Source organism: Christensenella sp. (assembly GCF_034927525.1).
Classification (GTDB): domain Bacteria; phylum Bacillota; class Clostridia; order Christensenellales; family Christensenellaceae; genus Christensenella.
The window spans coordinates 21797-42668 of the sequence record NZ_JAYFPU010000101.1 but is presented as its reverse complement, the minus strand read 5'-3'; the positions used below and the strand labels follow the sequence as shown (position 1 = coordinate 42668).

Here is a 20872-nt window from a genome sequence, read left to right as displayed (position 1 = left end):
CAGGACGGTTTGAATCCCGAGCAAAATTCGTATATAATATAGTAAGAAAAAGAACTTGAATGGAAGAAAATTATGTTTTTATACCATGCAAAAATGAAGAACAGGCTTTTGTTGTGCATGGTATTCGTGTTCCTTTTTATGATGGTTCTGCTCTCGCTGTGGGGCGTTAGTGTGGATGTGCCGCAGACGGATGTGCGCCGGCAAATCGATACGGAAATCCTGCCTACATACATTTTGGATGTTGATATGTACGGACGGTTGGAGACTGCGTATATGCACAATGAGCATGACAGCCAATATACCGACCTATCCCGTGCTATGCAGTTTTTCCTGATCCTGTTATCCTTTTTGTTTGCGTTGCTCAATGAACGCTATGGGGAGCAACTCAGGCAAACGGACAAACGGCCCCCTGTGATTGCGGCAAAACTTGAAACATCTATCCTTTCGCATTCCTTAGGCTCCAACGCACCGCCTCTATTCTGACAAAGATCGTCTTTGACTGCTTGATGCAGTTTTCTTTGCGTAGAACAGAAAGAGGTGTTTTTTTGGAAGCCTTGAACCATTTTTTGACTGAAATTGGCTTGCTTGAAATGACGGTGGAGCAGGTCATTATGATTGTTATTTCGTTTGTACTGATGTACCTTGCCATTGTGCGGAAATATGAGCCGTTGCTTCTCCTTCCGCTGGCTTTTGGCATGTTTATTGCGAATATCCCGATATCCGGACTGTCCGTATATGACGAGGGCGGATTGATGTACTATTTATATAAGGGCATCAGCCTTGGCATATACCCGCCGCTTATCTTCCTTTGTATTGGAGCCATGACAGATTTCAGCCCGCTGATATCGTCGCCCAAAAGCGCGCTCATTGGCCTTGGAGGGCAGCTTGGGATTTTGGTGGCGCTGGGGCTGGCACTGCTACTCGGAGGTGGACTTGCCAATATTGTCCCCGGATTTGAAGGATTCACCATACAGCAGGCGGCCTCTATCGGCATCATCGGGAGCTCGGACGGGCCGACATCTATATACGTCGCGGAGCGGCTGGCGCCCGAGCTTTTGCCAACCATTGCGATCGCGGCGTATTCCTATATGGCGCTTGTGCCGCTGATCCAGCCGCCCATCATGCGTGCGCTGACCACGCAAAAAGAACGCGTGATCGAGATGCCCATGCCGCACAAGGTATCGAAGCGCAAAAAGATATTGTTCCCCATCATTATCACGCTGATCACACTGTTGCTTGTGCCGGCGGCGGGGCCGCTGGTCGCTATGCTGATGCTTGGCAACCTGATCAGGGAGAGCGGCGTGACCGACAGGCTGGCACGCGCGCTGCAAAACGACGTACTCAGCATTCTGACGATGCTGATCGGCCTGTGCATCGGGGCGACGGCGACCGCTTCGCGGATGCTTAATTTTGAAACGATATTGATCATTTTACTGGGGCTTGTCGCCTTTTCCTTTGGGACGGTAGGCGGCGTGCTGATCGCCAAGCTTCTCAATAAGATCACCAAAGGCAAGGTGAATCCGCTGATCGGCAATTCAGGCGTATCCGCAATGCCTATGGCGGCGCGCGTTTCCCAGAAGATGGCACAGAAATATAATCCCAACAACCACCTGCTGATGCACGCGATGGGTCCCATCGTTTCCAGTACGATCGGTTCTGCGATATTGGCGGGTATTCTGATCGCGATGTTTGGATAACAATAAAAATAATTCGAACGGAGAATGTTAAAATGGAAGAAACATTTATCGTGACCTCGCCCCAAAACGCCAACATTGTGATGGCGGTGACGCCTGGGCATTTTACGACGAACAGCTCGCATGTCAGCCATTATCTTGACTTGCGAACACTGAAATACAGCGCGGTTGCAGCCGCAGATGTGGCGCGCGAGCTTGCCGCTCCATATATTTCGTGCGAGGAGATCGATACCATCGTGTGTATGGAAGGGACGGAGATCATAGGCGCATACCTCGCGGAAGAGCTGATGCAGGAGGGGCCGCTCGTTATCAACAGCGATGAGGATATCTATGTCGTGCGGCCGATGAGCAATTTGAATGGACAGTTTGTTTTCCAGAACAGCGAACGCGCGGTGATCAAAAACAAGAACGTCATCTTGCTGGTGTCCTCCGTATCAAGCGGCAAAACAGTATACCGCGCGCTTGACTTCCTTTCTTATTACGGTGGCAACCTGATTGGGATTTCGGCGCTTTTTGCGGCGGTCCCGAACATCGGAGAACATGAGATCCATAGTGTTTTTACAGACGAAGACATTCCTAACTACAGGTTTTACCGCGCGGGAGACTGCGCACTGTGCGAGGAAGGCAGGAAGCTTGACGGCATTGCAAACTATGGCGGATATACCGAGCTGTAGGGAAAAACGATCAGAAACTGTGAGCCTGTTTTAAAATGTAATATGGCAGCGTAAAAAGCCTGTACGTAAGTATGGGTCTTTTGCGTTCCGGCGCTTTACAATGATGATTAAGTTGATTATACTAAAGAAAATAAACAGCGAGGGATTCCGGCAGGAAAATGAACAAGGCAAAAGTGTTTTCGAAAGTCCTTAAAAACTTCATTATAGTGACAATTTGTTGTGCCTTTGTGCTTCTTTCCGCCGGGGGTGGCAACGTAAAGGCGCCTGCGCCCGAAAAAAGCGTGGGTACGGCAGCCGATCCAAGGGATACGGAAGCATCCGTTTTGGTGCCCGAAGCGCCGGGAACCGAGACGCTGGGCAATGAAAAAGTAGTCATCGATATCTCGAATGTGGCACAGGGGTATGTGAGCGTTCATTATGCGGGGGACAATGACCGTGTGAAGCTGCAGGTCTCGTGTGACGGCGGAGAAAAGTATACATATAATCTGCAAAAGGGAACGGTGGACGTTTTTCCGCTCACGCAGGGGAACGGAACGTATTGGTTTGGGGTGTTTGAGAATACGCAGGGCGATTCTTACCACAAGCTCTATAGCGGTGAGAAGGCGGTCACGCTGGAAAATGAGTTCCTGCCGTTTTTGTATCCCAACCAGTATGTTGATTTTACGCCCGGGAGCGCTGCGGTCGCGCAGGGCGAGAAGCTTGCAAAGGAAGCAACGGACGATCTTGAGCTGGTGGAGAAGGTATACAATTATGTCGTGGAAAATGTGAGCTACGACTATGAAAAAGCGGATAATGTGGAAAACGGGTATCTGCCGGATGTGGACGAGACGCTGCAAACAAAAAAGGGCATATGTTTTGATTACGCGGCACTGATGACGACAATGCTGCGTTCGCAGCGTATTCCGACGCGGCTGGTGATCGGCTATGTGGGCGATCTTTATCACGCATGGATCAGTGTGTATATCGAAGGACAAGGCTGGATCGATAATATCATTTATTTTGACGGAACACAGTGGACGAGAATGGATCCGACGCTTGCCTCGACAAGCGGGCAGGCCAAAGAATATACGGGGGATGGCAACGAATATCATGAAATGTACACGTACTAGGAATAATGGCAGGCTACCTGACGCGGAGGTAGCTGCGTTTTGCGAGCAGCTTGCTTATATGGTCAAGGCCGGTATTTCACTGCAGGAGGGACTGATGCTGCTGGCAGAGGACAACCAGAGCGCCGAGGGGAAACGTATCGTTGCGGCGTTGCTTGATACGGTGGAATTGGGCGGGACTCTTTCGTACGCCCTTAAGCAGACAAAGGCATTTCCGCAATATATGATCAAGATGGTCGGCATCGGTGAGGAGTCGGGCAAGTTGGAAGCTGTGCTGGATTCGTTGTGCGCTTATTATGAGCGGCAGGAGGCGATCGCTAAAAATATTCGCGGGGCGGTGACATACCCGCTTGTGATGATCGCAATGATGGTCGCGGTCATTTTGGTCGTGATCGTGCAGGTGCTCCCCGTTTTTGCGGGCGTGTTTGAACAGCTTGGTAGCGAAATGTCGGGCTTTGTACTGGGGATCATGCAGTTTGGCGAAGCGGTGAGCCGCTATGTGGTGGTGATCGTCATCGTCGTTGCGGCAGTGATCGTGCTTTACTTTGTTTTGCGCCGCACACAAGGCGGAAAGCGGTTTTTGTCGGGGGTTTATGAGCGGTTATTTCGCAAAACGTCGTTGGCGGTCGCTTCCGGACGCTTCGCGTCGGCAATGGCGCTGATGCTGGGGAGCGGGATGGACGTGGATCAGTCGCTTGATATGGCGCTTGAGCTGATCGACAATGGTGGCACACGCAAGAAAATACTTGAGGTGAAGGAACGCAGCGCGCAGGGCATCGCGTTTAGCGAAGCGATCGTTGACGTGGGGCTGTTTTCCGGCCTGTATGGGCGCATGATCGCTGTTGGATTCAAGACGGGAACCATGCCGACTGTGATGCAGCGTATCGCGCAGCATTATGAGGAGGAAGCGGACAGGCGGATGGGCAGCATCCTTGCCGCGCTTGAGCCTACGCTGGTCGCTGTGCTGGCGCTCATCGTCGGGCTGATATTGCTTTGCGTTATGGTGCCGCTGATGGGCGTGATGTCTGCGATCGGATGATAAGGAGTGCGGCTTGAGGGGAAAAGTTTTTACAGGCGGAAAAAAAAGGGATTTTTCGATACTGCGCGTGTTGGTTCCAATACTGGTGTTCGTGCTTATCGCGGTGTTTGTCATCGTGGGTGTGGGCAATGTATCGGCAGCGGGAAGTTTAGAACGGCGTAAGGGCATGGAGCAGGCGGTACGGCGCAGCGTCGTGCAGTGTTACGCAATCGAGGGGCGGTATCCGAAAAACCTTGCATATCTGGCTGAAAATTATGGGCTGATGCTCAATGAGGATCAGTACGTTTACCACTATGAACGGTTGGGGGACAACCTGATGCCGGATATTTTTGTGTTTCCCGTGGGGTGAGGACTGAGGGGATTTGATGAAGAAAAAACAGCATGTTACGGATATCATATTTATATTGTCGCTGTTTTGCGCGTTTGCGGTAATGGCGCTGTTTGTTGTGGTGCTGGGCGCGAACGTATATAAAGGAATATCCGCCGATATGACCGCCAATTATAATGCGCGCACTTCGGTCGCGTACTTAAGTGAGAAGGTGCGCCAAAACGATGTGGCGGGCGGCGTTGGCGTGCGTACGCTTGGTGAAAATAACGCGCTGGTGCTTGTGCAGGATGTAGAAGGCGCCACATATGAGACGTGGATCTATGTTGCGGACGGGGTGCTTCGTGAGGTCACCGTTGCGGCGGGAACGCAGGTACAGACGGGCGACGGACAAGAGATCATGGAGCTTGAACGGCTTGCCTTTCATCGGGACAACGGGAGCCTGATCGGTATAGAAGCAATAGACACGGACGGCACCGTCTTTGACAGTGCGGTCAATTACCGCAGCGCAGAGAGCGGGAGCAGATAGATGCAGCAATCGAAAAGCAAGCTATTTTTGATCGAACTGATCATCATCATATTGTTTTTTTCCATTGCGAGCGCGGTATGCATGAATATTTTTGCGCGGGGAAAGGTGTACAGCAACCAGAGCACGCAAACAACGATGGCAACACTACTGTGCCAGCAGGCGGCGGAAACATTCAAGGGGACGAACGGGGACGAGGCCGCGTTGGCGGTGCTTTTGGGTGCGTCGCAGGAGAACGGGCGGCTGGTCGTGGAATATGACGGGGCATTTGCGCCCACAGCGCAGGATGCGGTTTATCGTATGGAGATCGCGTTTGCGGAAGGAAACGGTGTGAAGGAAGCGGACATCGTGCTGAAAAAGGGCGACGACACAGTCTATGCCTTAGAGGCGGCGCAATATATGGGGATGCAGGAAATATGAACGGAAAACAAAACGGCTTTGGCATCGGAATAGGCGGTATTTCCATCCTCGCGGTTTTTGTCGTGCTGTGCCTGACCACGCTGGCCACACTTTCGTTTACAACGGCGCAGGCTGATCTGCGACTGGCGGAAAAAACGGCGCAGGCACAGCAGCAATACTATGCTGCGGACACGCAGGCGGAGCGCATGCTGGCGGAGATTCTGACAGATATAAAAGGAAACAGCGGTTATGAGGACGAATTAGTGAAAAAGGGATATACGCTCACGCGCAGGACCGACGGAGCAGCCGTAGAGTATACGGTGGATGCCGGACAGAGCAAGGAATTGTGTGTGCGCATCGGCATTGCGCTTGACGCAAACGGCATGCCGACAGGCGAATGGACACGGGAAAGCTGGCAGACACGTATGAAGTATGACACAAGCGGCGAAGACGATACGCTGCACGTGCTGAAATAGGAAAGGGGAGCCGTATGGAAGCGGAACAAATTTTAAGAGAGGCAACAGGGGCTGGAGCGTCGGACATCTTTATTGTGGTTGGCAGGCCTGTTTCGTATAAAATCAATAACCTGATCGGGTGCCGCGGGGAAGAACGGCTGACGACGGAGGACACGGAGCGTATCGTGCGCGAGATATACGCGCTTGGGCAGCGCAGTGCTGATGGAGTGCTTGAGACGGGAGACGACGACTTTTCCTTTTCGCTTGCGGGCGTATCGCGCTACCGCGTGAGCGTATACCGGCAACGGGGGTCGCTTGCGGCGGTGGTGCGGGTGATCGCTTTTGAGCTACCCCATCCGGAAGAGTTAGGCATTCCGGAGGTGATCTTGAACCTTGGCAGCAGGCCAAAGGGACTGGTGCTGGTGACAGGACCTGCGGGAAGCGGGAAATCTACCACGCTTGCGTGCATGATCGACCGCATCAACAAGACGCGCAACAGTCATGTGGTGACGCTTGAAGACCCGATTGAATATCTGCATCGGCATGAGAAAAGCATCATCAGCCAGCGCGAGATATCGACGGATACGGACAGTTATGCGGTGGCGCTGCGTGCGGCACTGCGGCAGGCGCCGGATGTAATATTGCTGGGAGAGATGCGCGACCATGAGACGATCAGCGTGGCGATGACGGCGGCGGAGACAGGACATCTGGTGATCTCTACACTGCATACCTTGGGAGCGGTCAATACGATCGACAGGATCATTGACGTATTCCCGCCCAGCCAGCAGGGACAAATCCGCGTGCAGCTTTCTATGGTGCTGCAGGCCGTTGTATCGCAGCAGCTTTTGAAAAAAACGGACGGCGGCGTTGTGCCTGCGTTCGAAATTATGATGTGTAATACGGCGATCCGTAATATGATACGCGAGGCAAAGACGCACCAGATCGAAACGGCGATCTTTTCTTCGGCTGCGGAAGGTATGGTCACCATGGACGCGAGCTTAGTTAAGCTGTGCGAAAATGGAACGATCCCGCCTGAGGAAGCGGTCATGCACAGCATGCAGCCGGATGTGGTGAAGAAGAAGCTGGGGCTGTAAGGGTAATGGTGCGGAAACAAATAATACTTAAAAAAGCGCGTTTTGTTTTGCTTGATCAAGGAATGGGAGAGATATGGTAGAAAAGGCCCTGAAAGTTGAAATGTTCGGTGGGTTTGAGGTCATGTATGGGGAAGAACCTGTCGTTACAAAAGAAAACAGGAATAGTAAAGTATTGATGCTGTTCCAGTATTTGCTGTGCAACAGAAACAGGATGGTAGCGCAGGATGAGCTGATCCATGTGCTGTTAAACGACGAGGAATGTGAAAACCCTGTCGGGACGCTGAAAAACCTTGTATATCGCCTGCGCAAGCAGTTGGAGGCGTGCGGGGTGGAGCGGGAATGTATCGGCTATCGGCGGGGTGCGTATGGGTTTACAGGCGAAATGCCGCTTGTGATCGATCAGGAAGTATTTGCGTCTATTACGGCACAGATCGCGGAAGGAAAGCTTGCGGACGATGCTGTGTTTGAAAAATGCCTGCAGGCGATCGAACTTTATAAAACGGGGTTTTTGCCCAAGACGATGGGGGAGCCGTGGGCAATGGGGTTTGCTGTGAAGATGCAGGAAAAATATTGCGACTGCTTTCGGACGGCGTACCGCATCGCGGCGCGCACGAAGCAATACGACAAGCTGGTCGACAAGCTGTGCGAGGCGGTGAGCGTCTATCCTTACGAGGAAGACCTGACGCTGATGTATATCAAATGCCTGTATGAGATGAATCGTGTCAAAGAGGCGATGGAGGTGTATGAAGCGACCACGACGCGGCTGTTTGACGACCTGGGGATCGGGCCTTCGGAAAATATGAAGGAGATGTTCGGGCACATTTCCGGCAGCAAGAAGGAAGTCAATCTGTCTATTGACGATGTGCGCAGCGAGATCAGGGAAACGGAATATGAGAACGGCGCGTTTTATTGTAATCTGGAGGTGTTCGAAAGCTTGTACCGCTTTGTGGTCAGGCATATGGAACGCAGCGGACAGTCGGTGTTTTTGATGCTGTGTACGATCACAGACTTAAATGGTGCAAAGCCGGGCAACAATGAAAAGACGAAAAAGATCATAGATGATATGCAGCAGGCGATCAAGGCTTCGCTGCGCAGGGGAGATGCGTATACACGCTACAGTCCTACGCAGTATTTGGTCATGCTGATGGAGATCAAGCAGGAGAATTGCAATATTGTCGCAGACCGTTTGCGGTATCATTTCTATAAGACTTCCAAGCGGAACAACGAAATGCGTTTTGTGTGCAAAAGTATTTCCGCCGCGGACATGGATAGCATCATGGTGGGAGAAGAAGCGCAAAAGGCTTTGTGGAATAAAGAGAAAAAGGACTGAGATAAACGAACTGTGACCGGAACCGTGACTTTTGTGCGTTACAATGGAACAGAAGGAAGATATCAGGAAGGGCAGGCGGGACATACCAGATGCAGAATGTGGTTACAGTGTGCGTCGATGAAAAGAAAAACATGGATATTGCGGGCAGGATTTGTCACCGCAGCCTATGTGAAGCGCAGAAGTTCCTTGATATGAACCAGTTGCTTTTGAAAATTGAATCGGTGTTCGATAGGGTCAAATACCCGGCGGCATCAATGGAGCACAGGGTGTTTGGAAAATCTTTAAAAGTACAGCAGGAGAAAAGGGATCACGAGATGGGAAAGATAGCAAAAGAACACAGCCCGGGGAAGAAGGCAACTTTCGTCGTACAGGTGCAGTGTCGGCAAAATGCCACCTGGCAGGGGCAAGTCGTCTGGTCGGAGAAAAACGAAGTCAAGCATTTTCGAAGCGCGCTCGAGCTGATCCGGCTCATTGACAGTGCGACGCAGGCAGAGGAAGTGTGAAGAATAAACAGAGATAAAAAGGAGCGACTGTGAAAAGCCGCTCCTTTTTGGTTTATTGTAAGGGCAAAATCTCGTAGCCCTGTGCGCGAATTTCGTCTATGAAATCGCCGAGTATCTGCGCGTTGGTACCCGAAACGGCGTGCAGCAGATAAAGCGCGCCGGGGTGGATGTTTTTGGTGATCTTGGCGAGCGCTTCTGCGGGAGGCATCTGGTCGTCCGGCTCGTAGTCGTAATATGCGAAGCTCCAAAAGGCGCTTTTGTACCCGAGCATCTGCGCGAGGGCAAGGGTCTGCTGCGAATACTCGCCCATAGGCGGGCGGAACACCGTCATTTCGATGCCGTAGGTATCCCGCATATACTGGTGCAGGCCAACGATCTCGTCGCGTGCTTCTTCTAAGGAAATATCCGGCATGGAACGGTGCGTCATGCTGTGGTTGCCGATCACATGGCCTTCGGCGATCATGCGCTCCACAAGCGCCGGATTGTCGCGGACATAGGAATAAGTCACAAAAAAAGTGGCTTTCTGGTCTTTTGCTTTTAGGGTATCGAGGATGTCCGATGTGCGGCCGTTTTCGTACCCTTCGTCGAACGTCAGATAAAATTTCTGTTCCTCAGGCATGATGAACTGCGCATCATACTTGCCAAACGTTTCCTGCGCGCTGAGCGAGCCTGTCGGCCGGTTGAGCGCGTCCTTTTCGAGACCCTGCCCCCAGCCATCCTTGGTACCGTCGAGCGCACGAAGCGCTTCATAATCGACGTGCAGTGCCTCGATAGGCGTTTTTGTCGGTGTTGGCTCCGGCGTGGGCGAAGGTGTGGGGCTTGGCGCCTCCGACGGCGTAGGTGAAGGCGCTGGTGTTTCCGTTGGAGGTGGGCTGGGCGTTGCGGTGACCGTCGCAGACGGGGCTGGGGACGGTGTGCTTGCAGGCTGTCCTGCGCATCCTACAAGCAATGAGATGGTCAGTAAAACTGTGATAGCCATTAAAAAAATTCGTTTCATGTATAGCTCCCATATTATTTGGATGATACCAGTATATCATAACAAAAAGCAGAAACCAAAAAGGAACGGTCGCCCGTTCCTTTTGTATTCCGATATATTATTGTGCATTCCCGCTGTTTGGCGGAGTATCCTGCGGCGGCTGTGGCTGCACCGGAGGCTGCCCCTGTGGCTGTTGTGGCGCATAGTATTGCTGCGGAGGCTGCTGGTAGCCTTGCCCCGGCTGTTGCGGCGCATAGGGCTGTCCGCCGCCCGGCTGCTGTGGAGGATAGAGATAGCGGTTGTCGCCGTTGCGCAGCGCAAACAGCACGAACGGCACGATCACACTGAACAGGATGGACAGAATAAGGAGCACGGTCGCGCTTTCTGAATGCCAGTTGTAGATACGGTACAGCGAGATATAATAAAAGACCGCGTATACGATTGCTGCTGCGATGACGAGTACGTATAGGATGATGAAAACAGGCCAGATTGTAGACATGTAAGACATGTAGAAACCGCCCATAAACGCAGTGCACAACATCACAACCACGAGTACGACTACCCCGACGATGAGGCCGAGCAGCAGGACGGCGTAGTTGGTCTTTTTGTTCATGTGCTTTGCGGCATAGGTATCGGCAAGCTTACCGATCACATAAATATACACGATCGGGATCCATGCGAGCCACGGGTTTTCGAGCCCGCGCCGTTTTGCCATGGTATAAAGCCCCAGGGCAGAGAATACATAAAAAACGGCGACCAGAATGATGTAAAAAGCGATCAGTCCGCCGGCAAAGTAGTATGATAACATTGACATATTTCTTCCTCCTAATGGTTTGATAAGTGCGTCGATTTTATATTAATAAAGCAATCGCGGCAAAAATAACCGCTTTTTATTCATTATAACACGCGTAAATAAAAAAGCCAGCGGCATTGTTGTGCCACCGGCTTACAAAATATACAGTTAATCGCGGAATTTTTGCAGTATCCCGACTGACTGAGAGATGGTCTTTTCCTTGGCCTCGCTGCCGTAACGGTCGACCTGATTTTTGTCTTTGGGGCCGTGCGTCAGGCACGCCGCGCCGCCGATACATCCGTCGATGCACGCCATCCCTTCGATGAAGTTGTTGGGCAGCACGCCCTTTGAAGCTTTCAGGAGCGCGATGCGGCACTCCTCGATCCCGTTGCAGGAAATGGGGTCATAGGCAAAGTCTTCCTTGCCGTGCTCTTTTAGGGCCTGACCGACAGCAGTCGCTACGCCGCCGCTGCGGGCAAATATCCTGCCGTAGTAAGAGGCGTTGTCAAGCGGCGCTTCGGGCATCGTTGACAAATCTATTTCGCGGCTGTCGAGCAGCGCAAGCAGTTCCTCAAAGGTGATCACGCAATCCACGATGCCTTCGACCTCCGGAAGCTTAAACTCCATCTTTTTGGCGATACATGGCCCGATGAACACAATTTTTGCCGTAGGATCGACCTTTTTCAGGTAAATCGAAATTTGCTCCATCGGAGAGACATTGTGCGAGATATGTACCGCAAGATCAGGATAGTTGTTCTTCACATACTTTACAAAAGCAGGACAACAGGAGGTCGTCAAAAAGCCTTTTTCGTACAGCTCGTCCGCTTCCTTATCGGCAGCCATGTCCGCGCCGAGCGCCGCTTCTACTACGCTGAAAAAGCCAAGCTGTTTGATGCCCGACACGACCTGCTCTACCTTGACATGACCGAACTGGCTTGAAATGGAGGGAGCGACGACAGCATACACCTTGTATTTTTCGTTGTTCTGCGATTCCTTTAGCAAGCGGATCGCATGCAGCATATAAGACTTTGCCGAGATCGCGCCAAACGGGCACTGGTACACGCACGCGCCGCAGGCGATACATTTTTCGTTGTCGATCACGGCTTTTTTGTCGCTGTCCATGCTGATGGCGCCCACCTTACAGGCGTTCTCACACGGGCGTACGGACTGGGAGATCGCGTTGTATGGACACGCATCCATACATTTGCCGCACTCCACACATTTTTTGATGTCGATATAGGCTTTGAGGTTCTCGATGCGGATCGCGTCCCGCGGGCATACATTCTGGCAGCGGTGCGCGATGCAGCCGCGGCACGCCTCTGTCACACGGATGCCGTCCACCGGACATTCGTCGCAGGCGATATCCAATACCTCGACGACGTTTTCGTTTTCCGGATCGCCGCCGAGGGCAAGCTTCAAACGTTCGCCGACGATCGCGCGTTCCTTATAGATACAGCAGCGCATCGTGGGCTGGGGGCCGGGGATGATCTTTTTGGCAATGTGAAGCAATCCTTCCTCCAGCTTATCGTCATACGCCAGATTGGCGACTTCTTTTAAAATCGTATATTTTAGTTCCTGAACGCTTGTATCAAACATTCCATTGTTCATAAAAGTATCGTTTTCTCCTTCTTCAGTTTACCTATCTATCATACTGTTTTATAAAAAGACTGTCAATGAGAGCACAGGAGCGCAGGCAAAAAGCGGTAAAACAAAAAACAGCGAATATCGCATGATAACGCTGTTTTTGAATGTGTACTACCGTTGGTAATACGGTTGTTTTTGAGAAAATTTAACCAATCAGTAGCCCATGTCGCGGAGCATGCGGGCAAGGATGCCCAGACGTTCCCCCAGTAGCTCGCTGTCTTCTGACAGCACCTGCGAAAAAAGCTCGATATCGCCGTCGATCCTCTCGTTGTCTGTACATACTTCCACCGTCATGGCGTCGCCCTGAATGCCTATGCGTTCGATCTGTGGATCGGCAGGGTCATAAAGCTTGGGGAAGCGGTAGGCTTCGCGGAAATACTTCATGGCGCTCGTGAGAAAGATCGCGAGGTCGAGTACGCGGTGCAGAGGCATCTCCTCTGACTGGCGCGACCACTTCTCTCCGGTATACCGCCATATTTTGGCGGAGATATCGAGGCTGCCGCGGTCTGACCATTGGGCAAGGCCGAGCGATAAGCCCTTTGCATCTGTATGATAGGCGAGCCGTCCGTCTATGTTGGAATAATCCTCCGCAACGATCACAGGCTTGTGTTTGAGCGTTGTTGGGATTTTCATAGTTTCTTCCATTGTTTTGATCTCCTTTCAAAAAAATCTATTAACTTACTAATTTAGTAATCTACTAAATGATTATATGGTTTCAGCGCTTTTTTGTCAAGGGCGAAAATACGGCTTTATCAAGGGGATTGCGGGCGTGAAATGCTTCGGGCGGAAAAAAATGCGGTATAGTAATATTAAAATGGTTTATCAAATACGAAGTGAATTTTTGCGCACCAGGAAAGGCACATGATGTTTGCGGAAGTATTTCAGCTCTATGCGACCAGATGGGATTTCTTTGCGGAACTGATCTGGCAGCATTTACAGATTTCTTTGATCTCTATCCTTATGGCGGCTGTGATCGGTATCTTTTTTGGTATCCTGATCAGCGAGCACACGCGCCTTTCGTTTCCAGTGCTGGGTATTACCAATTTGGTATATACGATTCCGTCGATCGCGCTATTTGGTTTTTTGATTCCGGCGACGGGCATCGGTGACATGACGGCCGTGATCGCTCTGACGATCTACGGCCTTTTGCCTATGGTACGCAATACGCACACGGGCATCATGAACATCTCGCCGGCCATCATCGAGGCGGGACGCGGCATGGGGAGCACGAACACGCAGCTGCTTTTTCGTGTGAAGCTGCCGCTGGCGCTGCCAGTGATCCTTGCGGGGGCGCGCAATATGATCGTTATGACCATAGCCCTTTGCGGTATCGCATCCTTTATTGGTGCGGGCGGCCTTGGCGTAGCTATTTATCGCGGTATTACGACGAACAATCTGGCAATGACGGTAGCCGGAAGCTTGCTGATTGCCGCGTTGGCGCTTCTTGCCGATCTGGTTGCGGGGATATTTGAAAAACGTGTCTATCGAAAAATCAATGGGGGAAAAGCAAAATGAAAAAATGGATGGCGCTCGTACTGGTTATTTGTATGCTGGGAGTTTTGGGGCTTACGGGGTGTGCCGGAGGTAACGACAATACAATCAAAATAGCGACAAAGCCGATGACCGAGCAGTTTATCCTGAGCGAGATGCTTGCGGCGCTCATTGAAAAGGATACGGACCTTAAGGTGGAGATCACCAAGGGGATCGCGGGCGGTACGGGAAACATCCACCCGGCAATCGTGAAGGGTGATTTTGATATGTACCCGGAGTATACGGGAACGGCTTGGTCGGACGTGTTGAAAAACGAGCCGGAAAGCGACGCGGATGTGATGTATGAGAAGCTGAAGGAGCAGTATCAGGAAAACTTTAAAATGACGTGGGTGGGGCTTTACGGCTTCAACAACACATATACGCTCGCTGTGGCAAGAGAGTTCGCGGAGCAAAACAATGTGGAAAGCTTTTCTGATCTGGCGGCAATCGCGCCCGAGCTGACGTTTGGGGCGGAGTATGATTTTTATGAGCGGGCAGACGGCTATACGCCGTTGACGCAAGCATATGGTCTTGCTTTTAAGGATACAAAGGACATCGATATCGGCATGAAATATCAGGCGATCGGTAATGGTGACGTGCAGGTGATCAATGCGTTCACGACGGACGGTATGCTGAATGTGTATGATCTGCAAACACTAAAGGACGACAAGAGCTTCTTCCCGTCGTATTATTGCGGGACGATCGTACGGAGCGATACGCTTACAAAGCATCCGGAGATTGAAGCGGTGCTTATGAAGATGGACGGCATCCTGACGGACGGGGATATGGCGGCGCTCAATTATCGCGTGGAAAACAATAAGGAAGATGAAAAGGACGTCGCGCGTGATTTTCTGACAAAGAAAGGGCTTTTATGAGCGACAGTAAAATGATCGTTTTTCGTGGTGTGAAGAAGCACTACGACGAAAAATATGCCCTGAATGGACGTGACCTTAGTATACGCGAAGGGGAATTTGTGACCGTGGTGGGTGGCAGCGGCGGTGGAAAAACGACGATGCTCAAGCTGATCAATGGGCTTATTTTGCCGGACGAGGGCAGCGTGCGCGTGTACGGCGAGGACACTGCGCACACAGACCTGATCGCGCTGCGGCGCAAGATCGGCTATGTGATACAGGGAGGCGCGCTGTTTCCGCACTTAAATGTACGTGAGAATATCGAATATGTCCCCAAGCTGCAAAAAAAGAAACTTGAACATGAAAAACTGCTTGCGCTACTCGATATGGTGGCGCTTGATGAGGAGCTTTGCGAACGTAACGTGAACGAGCTTTCGGGCGGACAGCAACAGCGCGTGGGCATTGCGCGCGCGTTGGCGGCAGCCCCCAGCCTGATTTTGATGGACGAGCCGTTTGGCGCGGTGGACGGCATCACGCGCAAACAATTGCAGGATGCGATCAGCGGGATATTCAAAAAAACGGGTACAACGATCGTGTTTGTTACCCATGACCTGCGCGAAGCGGTGCGGCTGGGAACGCGGCTTGTTATTGTAAATGAGGGAGAGCTCGTGCAGGACGGGGAACCGGACGATGTTGTCGCACATCCGGCGACGCAGTATGTAAAGCAATTGTCAGAGCAGCTCGACTGTGTATGACATAAAGCGCGAAAAGCCTTGTAACACAGCGGAATATTGAGAAAGAGCATTCATGTAAAGTTTACAATTTGAAGGCTCTTTTTTTGATTAGTATTCATGAAAACGGATTATTAATAACATGGACGTACATACGATATGAGCCAATAAGAAAAGAAAGGATGAGACACATATGCGTATTATGGTTGATAACCTGGCAGTGGATATCGACAACCGTTCCGTATCGCGCGGTGAGGAAGAAATTACCCTGACGGCGAAAGAGTACGAGGTGTTAAAATATCTGGCGCTGCATAAGGACAAGATCGTTTCACGTGCAGAGCTATTAGAGCACGTATGGGATTGTGACTACGATTTCTTTTCCAACGTTGTGGACGTATATATCAGATTCTTAAGAGCGAAGATAGACGACGGACATACGAAGAAGCTGATCAAGACCTTTAGGAGACAGGGATATTCGTTGACTGCCTAGTAAATCAAAGAAAACGGCATACCGTTTGTGGGTGTGCCGTTTTTGTTTGGCAAAAAACTTGACCCGCGCGCCGCGACCTTATAGACTATGTGGTATAGGAACGAAGTGACCGCGCTTTTAAGGAGCGCCGGAAGGAGTGGAAAATGAAACGGAAAATAACGATGATACTGTCGATCGTATTGGCGGCTGTTTTGCTGCTGGCTGCCTGTGCGCCGCATGAGGTTGCGGTAGATACCAAAGCGAAAACGGATGGACCGGTGTTTGGGGATTTTAAGACACAGGACTTAGCGGGCAACGAAGTGACGCAGGATGTTTTTGCCGGAAAAAAATTGACGATGGTGAATATGTGGGCGACGTATTGCAAGCCCTGCTTAGCGGAGATGCCGGACTTGGCGCAGATCAACAAGGAATATGCGGATAAGGGGTTTCAGGTCGTGGGGCTCGTGACCGACGTGACAGATCAGAGCGGCGCGGTCGTGAGCGGGCAGATCGACCTTGCAAAGGAGATCGTTTCGAAGACGGGCGCCGACTATACACAGATCATCCCTTCGGAAGTGATCGTGTTGAAAAAGCTGAAGGATGTGACGATGGTTCCGGAAACGGTGTTTGTGGATGAAAACGGGAATCAGGTGGGCGAGAGCGTGATCGGGTCGCGCAGCAAGCAAGAATGGATAAAGCTGATCGACGGCCTGCTTGGTGAGAGCGGAGAAGCGTGATATGAAAACAAGGATGCGGAACAAATGGTGGATCGTACTTGCCGCCGCGGGGGCCGTGTTTATTGTTGTGGGCGTTATGCGGGGGGAAGCGAACACCGTCTTTATGAAGGCGGTCAATATTTGTCTGGAGTGTATCGGCATTGGTTAGATTTTTTGTGTGGATGGGCGTACATATCAGGACGACGGTACAAATCGTCTTTACGCTGCTGACAAACGGATATATGGCTGGATTTACAAACGGGACGATCTTTACCGGCGCGACAAAGTTTGCGTGCGTTCCCGGCCTCAATTGTTATTCGTGCCCGGGCGCGCTTGCGTCCTGCCCCATCGGCGCGCTGCAATCGGTACTGGGAAGCAGGGATTACAGGTTCTCGTTTTATATCGCGGGCTTTTTGTTGGCGACGGGCGCGCTGCTCGGGCGGCTGGTGTGCGGCTGGCTGTGCCCGTTTGGGCTGGTGCAGGACCTGATCTTTAAGATACCATTTGTCAAAAAGCTGCGTAAGCTGCCGGGCGATAGGTGGCTGAAATATTTGAAATATGGTATATTGGTGGGATTTGTGATCTTGCTGCCATCGCTTGTCACAGACATCGTCGGACAGGGCCAGCCGTGGTTTTGTGAATATATCTGTCCGTCGGGTACGCTGTTTGCGGGGCTGCCGCTTGTGGGAAGCAACGAGGGATTGCAGCAGGCGGTGGGCGGATTGTTTGTATGGAAGGTGAGCCTGCTTGCGGGACTGCTCTTTTTGTCCGTTGCGGTGTACCGCCCGTTTTGCCGGTATGTCTGTCCGCTCGGGGCTGTGTACGGTATGTTCAACAAGGTATCGCTTTACCGCCTGAATGTAGACGATGATAAGTGCGTCAAATGCGGTGCGTGCGAGAAGGCGTGCAAGCTGGACATCAAGGTTTTTGAGAACCCGAACAGCGCGGAGTGCATCCGCTGCGGCGCATGCAAGAAAGCGTGCCCGCATGGCGCGATCGAGTCTACGGTTGAGCGGTGGATACGCGCAAACAGACAGACCAAGGAAAAGCAAACGGGAAGATAGTATAAAGGGGTTGTGGGACAGCCTCTTTATTTTTTCATTGCATTTTAAAAATCCATATGTTACGATATAGGAAATTATTCCGCAATATAGCGGAACCAGAGGAGTTGTATGTTGATGTCGGTCATCTATAAGAGGACTGTTTTCTAAAATTGAATAGGGGCGGCGCAAGCGCGGGAGCTATCCTCCCTTGTTTTTGCAATGCCGTATCAAGTAACCTTTTGTGAATACTATGACTGTTTGTTGTAGCACACCGCGGGGTGTGTTATTTTTATGGAAAAACCGCAGTTTGCATCACAGGATAAGGATGCTTTCTGCGGTATTTTTGTGCCCGTTTTCAATTTCCACCGATAGCAACAAGGAGATTTCCAATGATGAATTTAGCAGACTATGGTCTGACACCAGATATGCTGCCTGAACATTTTGAAGGGACAGCTGCAAGAATAACTGCCGTCCATAAGGAGCGGTATGCCCTCGTATGCGCGCATGGCGAGCTGTATGGGCGATTAAAAGCAAGCGTCTATTACGCAAAGGGTGGGGAAAGCTTCCCCACAGTGGGCGATTTTGTGCACATTGACTATGTTCCGGACGGGGACAGCCGCATCGTTGCCACGCTGCCACGTAAAACATATTTTTCCCGCCGCGATCCTACGCCCGGACGCGGGGAGCAGGCGGTCGCCGCCAACTTTGACTACGTGTTTATCATGCAGTCACTAAACCATGACTTTAACCCCAAGCGTCTTGAGCGGTACCTGACGCTGGCGCGGCAATCAAACGCCATTCCCGTCATCGTGCTGACCAAGGCTGATTTGATGGAAGACTGCGACAGTCATCTGCGCGCCGTCGGGAAGACCGCCGCAGGTGTGGACGCTTTTGCGATCAGTACCAAGACGGGTTTGGGGTTCGACCTTCTGGCTGACTATTTGAAGCCGCGCAAAACGATCGTGCTTCTGGGTTCGTCGGGCGTAGGCAAGTCGAGCCTTTTGAACGCGCTTTTGGAAGAGAAGCGCATGGAGGTAAAGAATATCCGCGAAAGCGACAGCAAGGGACGTCACGCCACCACTGTCCGCCAGCTTGTGATGCTGAAAAACGGCGCGATGGTGATCGACACGCCTGGGATGCGCGAGCTTGGTATGTGGGACGTTTCGAGCGGGCTTGACAAGGCGTTTGCAGATGTGGAGCAATACCTTGGCAGGTGCAGATTTGCCGACTGCAGCCATGAGAGCGAGCCGGGATGTGCGATCAAGGCGGCGATCGAAAATGGCGCGCTTTCCCAAAAAAGGTGGGAGAGTTATGTTGCACTGAAAAGCGAGGCGGAGTATTCTGACGACAAAGCGGCGTATCTGCGGAACAAAGAGCGGAAAAACAAAGGAATATCGCAGCTTATACGGCAGATGAAAAAGCCGGATTACCGCCATGCGCCCTGCCTTGAAACGTTCACCTGTAAGGTGTGTGGAACGCCGGTCGTCCCCGAAGGGGCGGGAAGCGGACACCGCAACCATTGCCCAAACTGTCTGGCAAGCATCCATGTGGATAACGAGCCGGGAGACAGGGCATCCCTTTGTAAGGGAGTGATGGAGCCGATCGGCGTATGGGTACGTAAAAACGGTGAATGGGCGCTTATCCACCGCTGCCGCACGTGCGGCGCGCTGAGCTCCAACAGGGTGGCGGCGGACGATAATCCGGCCTTGCTCATGTCCATTGCGGTAAAGCCGCTGGCACTGCCGCCCTTCCCGCTCGACCGGATAGGGAAGCATACGTAGAAGGACAAAAAAAGCTGCCCCGGTTTTATTCCGGGACAGCACTTTTTTTGTTGCTTATTGATCTGTATTTTGGTCGTCTGTTTGTTCCTGCGCATTCGTTTCTTCAGGCTGCCGGTATTGCGGCGCGTACGGCTGCTGTTGCTGGTAGGGCTGACCGTAATACGGCGGCGGTGTGATCTTTTTGGGATGCTTTACGCGGTACTTTTTCATCAGGACGCGCACCAGCCGGATCACGATCAGCACGATCACGATGATAATGACGATCAGGATGATGACGGGCAGCGCTGCCATAAAGCCGATGGCAAAGTTTTCGAGGAACCGTCCCACGCCTGTCATGGAGAGGGAGAAGGCTTCGCTTGCGCGGTCGCCGAGAGGCTGGCCGTCGGAGCCGATCGTCTCGGGCGTGATGAGCTCCGTCAGGTTCATCGAAACGGTCGCATATTCTACGAGATTGTCCATCCGGCGCACATTTCCCTGCAGTTGGTCGAGCTCGTAGATCACGTCTGTGATCTCCTGCTCAAGCGCGATGATGTCTTCCGTGTTTGTCGCGGTTGCAAGGTGCTCCATCAGGCGGGCTTTCTGGCCCTCCAGCAGGTCGATGCGCGACGTGGTATCGTAATACTGGTCGGAAAAATCCTCTGTATTTTTTTGCTTGTTGGTGACTTCACCGATGCCCGAAAGCTTGTCCAAAAACGCATTGTAGTTATCGACCGGGATGCGCATGGTCATCGTCGTATAGCGCGCGGGCGTTTGTGTATTATAGGGGGCGTTGGTGCCGGAAGACTCATGTTCGATGTATCCGCCGACCGCGCCGATCTCGGTATTTATTTTGTTGTAGTCGCTGTCGTATTGCTTGGTGGAAATATCGAATGTTGCGGAATAGGTCAGCTTGCGGTTTGTGTCGGGTAGCGCGGCGTTTGAAAGGGTTCCAAGGTCACCTGTTCCCGCTTCTTCTGCCGTAATGTCCTCTGTATCGACCGCGATCTCCTCCTGCGCTGCCGCTTCTCTGGTTGCCTGCGGCGCCATATCGGCAGGGGCGCTTTGCGGCGCGGCGGCACATGCGCCAAGCAGCAGGCAGAAGCAGATCAGGATACATAAGAAAATGGTTACATTCTTTTTCATAACAGATACCTCCAATTTATATCATTGTTACCTATTAGACCATATTTTCATGAAAAAAGTTCCGTATTCAC

Annotated in this window: 25 protein-coding genes; 20 read left to right on the top strand and 5 right to left on the bottom strand. The window is 51.8% G+C overall.

Translation table 11 applies throughout. From position 1 onward, the window contains the following. Positions 1 to 72: 72 nt before the first annotated feature. The 12 genes from VB081_RS04195 to VB081_RS04140 all read left to right on the top strand — a co-directional run bounded on the left by VB081_RS04195 (position 73) and on the right by VB081_RS04140 (position 9145). The gene (locus VB081_RS04195) at positions 73 to 483 is read left to right on the top strand and encodes a hypothetical protein (protein ID WP_323399596.1); all 411 of its coding nucleotides are present in this window, start codon (positions 73 to 75) and stop codon (positions 481 to 483) included. 23 nt (positions 484 to 506) lie between these two features. Beyond that, positions 507 to 1697 (top strand): sodium ion-translocating decarboxylase subunit beta, encoded by a 1191-nt coding sequence (locus VB081_RS04190; protein ID WP_442872705.1) that lies wholly within the window; start codon positions 507 to 509, stop codon positions 1695 to 1697. A 32-nt stretch (positions 1698 to 1729) separates the two neighbouring features. Next, complete coding sequence (locus tag VB081_RS04185; protein ID WP_323399594.1) at positions 1730 to 2368, top strand: phosphoribosyltransferase; 639 nt, start codon at positions 1730 to 1732, stop codon at positions 2366 to 2368. Positions 2369 to 2526: 158 nt separating this feature from the next. Next, positions 2527 to 3477, top strand: a complete 951-nt coding sequence (locus VB081_RS04180; protein WP_323399593.1) for a transglutaminase-like domain-containing protein — start codon at positions 2527 to 2529, stop codon at positions 3475 to 3477. Beyond that, a complete protein-coding gene (locus VB081_RS04175) occupies positions 3458 to 4513 on the top strand; it encodes a type II secretion system F family protein (RefSeq protein ID WP_323399592.1) in 1056 nt (351 codons plus the stop codon). The genes VB081_RS04180 and VB081_RS04175 overlap by 20 nt, the downstream gene beginning before the upstream one ends. 13 nt (positions 4514 to 4526) lie before the next feature. Then, positions 4527 to 4862 carry a hypothetical protein gene (locus VB081_RS04170; RefSeq protein WP_323399591.1) on the top strand — a complete coding sequence of 112 codons (336 nt, stop codon included), beginning with the start codon at positions 4527 to 4529 and terminating at the stop codon, positions 4860 to 4862. A 16-nt stretch (positions 4863 to 4878) separates the two neighbouring features. Next, a complete protein-coding gene (locus VB081_RS04165) occupies positions 4879 to 5367 on the top strand; it encodes a DUF4860 domain-containing protein (RefSeq protein WP_323399590.1) in 489 nt (162 codons plus the stop codon). Continuing rightward, positions 5368 to 5784: a hypothetical protein gene (locus VB081_RS04160; RefSeq protein ID WP_323399589.1), complete on the top strand. Its 417-nt coding sequence runs from the start codon at positions 5368 to 5370 to the stop codon at positions 5782 to 5784. Then, the gene (locus tag VB081_RS04155; RefSeq protein ID WP_323399588.1) at positions 5781 to 6239 is read left to right on the top strand and encodes a hypothetical protein; all 459 of its coding nucleotides are present in this window, start codon (positions 5781 to 5783) and stop codon (positions 6237 to 6239) included. The genes VB081_RS04160 and VB081_RS04155 overlap by 4 nt, the downstream gene beginning before the upstream one ends. Before the next feature lie 14 nt (positions 6240 to 6253). Beyond that, positions 6254 to 7312, top strand: coding sequence for a type IV pilus twitching motility protein PilT (locus VB081_RS04150; RefSeq protein ID WP_323399587.1), 1059 nt, complete (start codon positions 6254 to 6256; stop codon positions 7310 to 7312). Between the two features lie 73 nt (positions 7313 to 7385). Continuing rightward, the gene (locus tag VB081_RS04145) at positions 7386 to 8642 is read left to right on the top strand and encodes an AfsR/SARP family transcriptional regulator (protein ID WP_323399586.1); all 1257 of its coding nucleotides are present in this window, start codon (positions 7386 to 7388) and stop codon (positions 8640 to 8642) included. Between the two features lie 89 nt (positions 8643 to 8731). Next, positions 8732 to 9145 carry a hypothetical protein gene (locus VB081_RS04140; RefSeq protein WP_323399585.1) on the top strand — a complete coding sequence of 138 codons (414 nt, stop codon included), beginning with the start codon at positions 8732 to 8734 and terminating at the stop codon, positions 9143 to 9145. A gap of 52 nt (positions 9146 to 9197) precedes the next feature. On the opposite strand, the gene VB081_RS04135 is transcribed toward VB081_RS04140, so the two are convergent. The 4 genes from VB081_RS04135 to VB081_RS04120 all read right to left on the bottom strand — a co-directional run bounded on the left by VB081_RS04135 (position 9198) and on the right by VB081_RS04120 (position 13191). Beyond that, positions 9198 to 10142 (bottom strand): polysaccharide deacetylase family protein, encoded by a 945-nt coding sequence (locus VB081_RS04135; protein WP_323399584.1) that lies wholly within the window; start codon positions 10140 to 10142, stop codon positions 9198 to 9200. A 97-nt stretch (positions 10143 to 10239) separates the two neighbouring features. Continuing rightward, on the bottom strand, positions 10240 to 10935 hold the full coding sequence (locus tag VB081_RS04130; RefSeq protein ID WP_323399583.1) for a hypothetical protein: 696 nt from the start codon (positions 10933 to 10935) through the stop codon (positions 10240 to 10242). A gap of 147 nt (positions 10936 to 11082) precedes the next feature. Next, positions 11083 to 12522, bottom strand: coding sequence for a 4Fe-4S dicluster domain-containing protein (locus tag VB081_RS04125; RefSeq protein ID WP_323399582.1), 1440 nt, complete (start codon positions 12520 to 12522; stop codon positions 11083 to 11085). Between the two features lie 189 nt (positions 12523 to 12711). Continuing rightward, positions 12712 to 13191 (bottom strand): DUF6530 family protein, encoded by a 480-nt coding sequence (locus VB081_RS04120; protein WP_323399598.1) that lies wholly within the window; start codon positions 13189 to 13191, stop codon positions 12712 to 12714. A 228-nt stretch (positions 13192 to 13419) separates the two neighbouring features. On the opposite strand from VB081_RS04120, the gene VB081_RS04115 reads away from it, so the two are divergent. From VB081_RS04115 to rsgA, 8 genes are all read left to right on the top strand, one after another. Then, positions 13420 to 14073, top strand: coding sequence for an ABC transporter permease (locus tag VB081_RS04115; RefSeq protein WP_323399581.1), 654 nt, complete (start codon positions 13420 to 13422; stop codon positions 14071 to 14073). Further along, entirely contained in the window at positions 14070 to 14963 is an 894-nt protein-coding gene (locus VB081_RS04110; RefSeq protein WP_323399580.1) for a glycine betaine ABC transporter substrate-binding protein, read from the top strand. The genes VB081_RS04115 and VB081_RS04110 overlap by 4 nt, the downstream gene beginning before the upstream one ends. Beyond that, positions 14960 to 15694, top strand: a complete 735-nt coding sequence (locus tag VB081_RS04105; protein ID WP_323399579.1) for an ATP-binding cassette domain-containing protein — start codon at positions 14960 to 14962, stop codon at positions 15692 to 15694. Before VB081_RS04110 ends, VB081_RS04105 begins: the two co-directional genes overlap by 4 nt. A 169-nt stretch (positions 15695 to 15863) precedes the next feature. Then, positions 15864 to 16160, top strand: coding sequence for a winged helix-turn-helix domain-containing protein (locus tag VB081_RS04100; protein WP_323399578.1), 297 nt, complete (start codon positions 15864 to 15866; stop codon positions 16158 to 16160). A gap of 143 nt (positions 16161 to 16303) precedes the next feature. Further along, on the top strand, positions 16304 to 16876 hold the full coding sequence (locus tag VB081_RS04095) for a TlpA family protein disulfide reductase (RefSeq protein ID WP_323399577.1): 573 nt from the start codon (positions 16304 to 16306) through the stop codon (positions 16874 to 16876). Position 16877: 1 nt separating this feature from the next. Continuing rightward, a complete protein-coding gene (locus VB081_RS04090) occupies positions 16878 to 17024 on the top strand; it encodes a CD1871A family CXXC motif-containing protein (RefSeq protein ID WP_323399576.1) in 147 nt (48 codons plus the stop codon). A gap of 13 nt (positions 17025 to 17037) precedes the next feature. Continuing rightward, positions 17038 to 17919, top strand: a complete 882-nt coding sequence (locus tag VB081_RS04085; protein ID WP_323399597.1) for a 4Fe-4S binding protein — start codon at positions 17038 to 17040, stop codon at positions 17917 to 17919. 368 nt (positions 17920 to 18287) lie between these two features. Next, positions 18288 to 19679, top strand: a complete 1392-nt coding sequence (gene rsgA / locus VB081_RS04080) for a ribosome small subunit-dependent GTPase A (RefSeq protein ID WP_323399575.1) — start codon at positions 18288 to 18290, stop codon at positions 19677 to 19679. A 54-nt stretch (positions 19680 to 19733) separates the two neighbouring features. Here rsgA and VB081_RS04075 read toward each other — a convergent pair whose 3' ends face one another. Further along, positions 19734 to 20801 (bottom strand): DUF4349 domain-containing protein, encoded by a 1068-nt coding sequence (locus tag VB081_RS04075; protein ID WP_323399574.1) that lies wholly within the window; start codon positions 20799 to 20801, stop codon positions 19734 to 19736. Between the last annotated feature and the right edge of the window lie 71 nt (positions 20802 to 20872).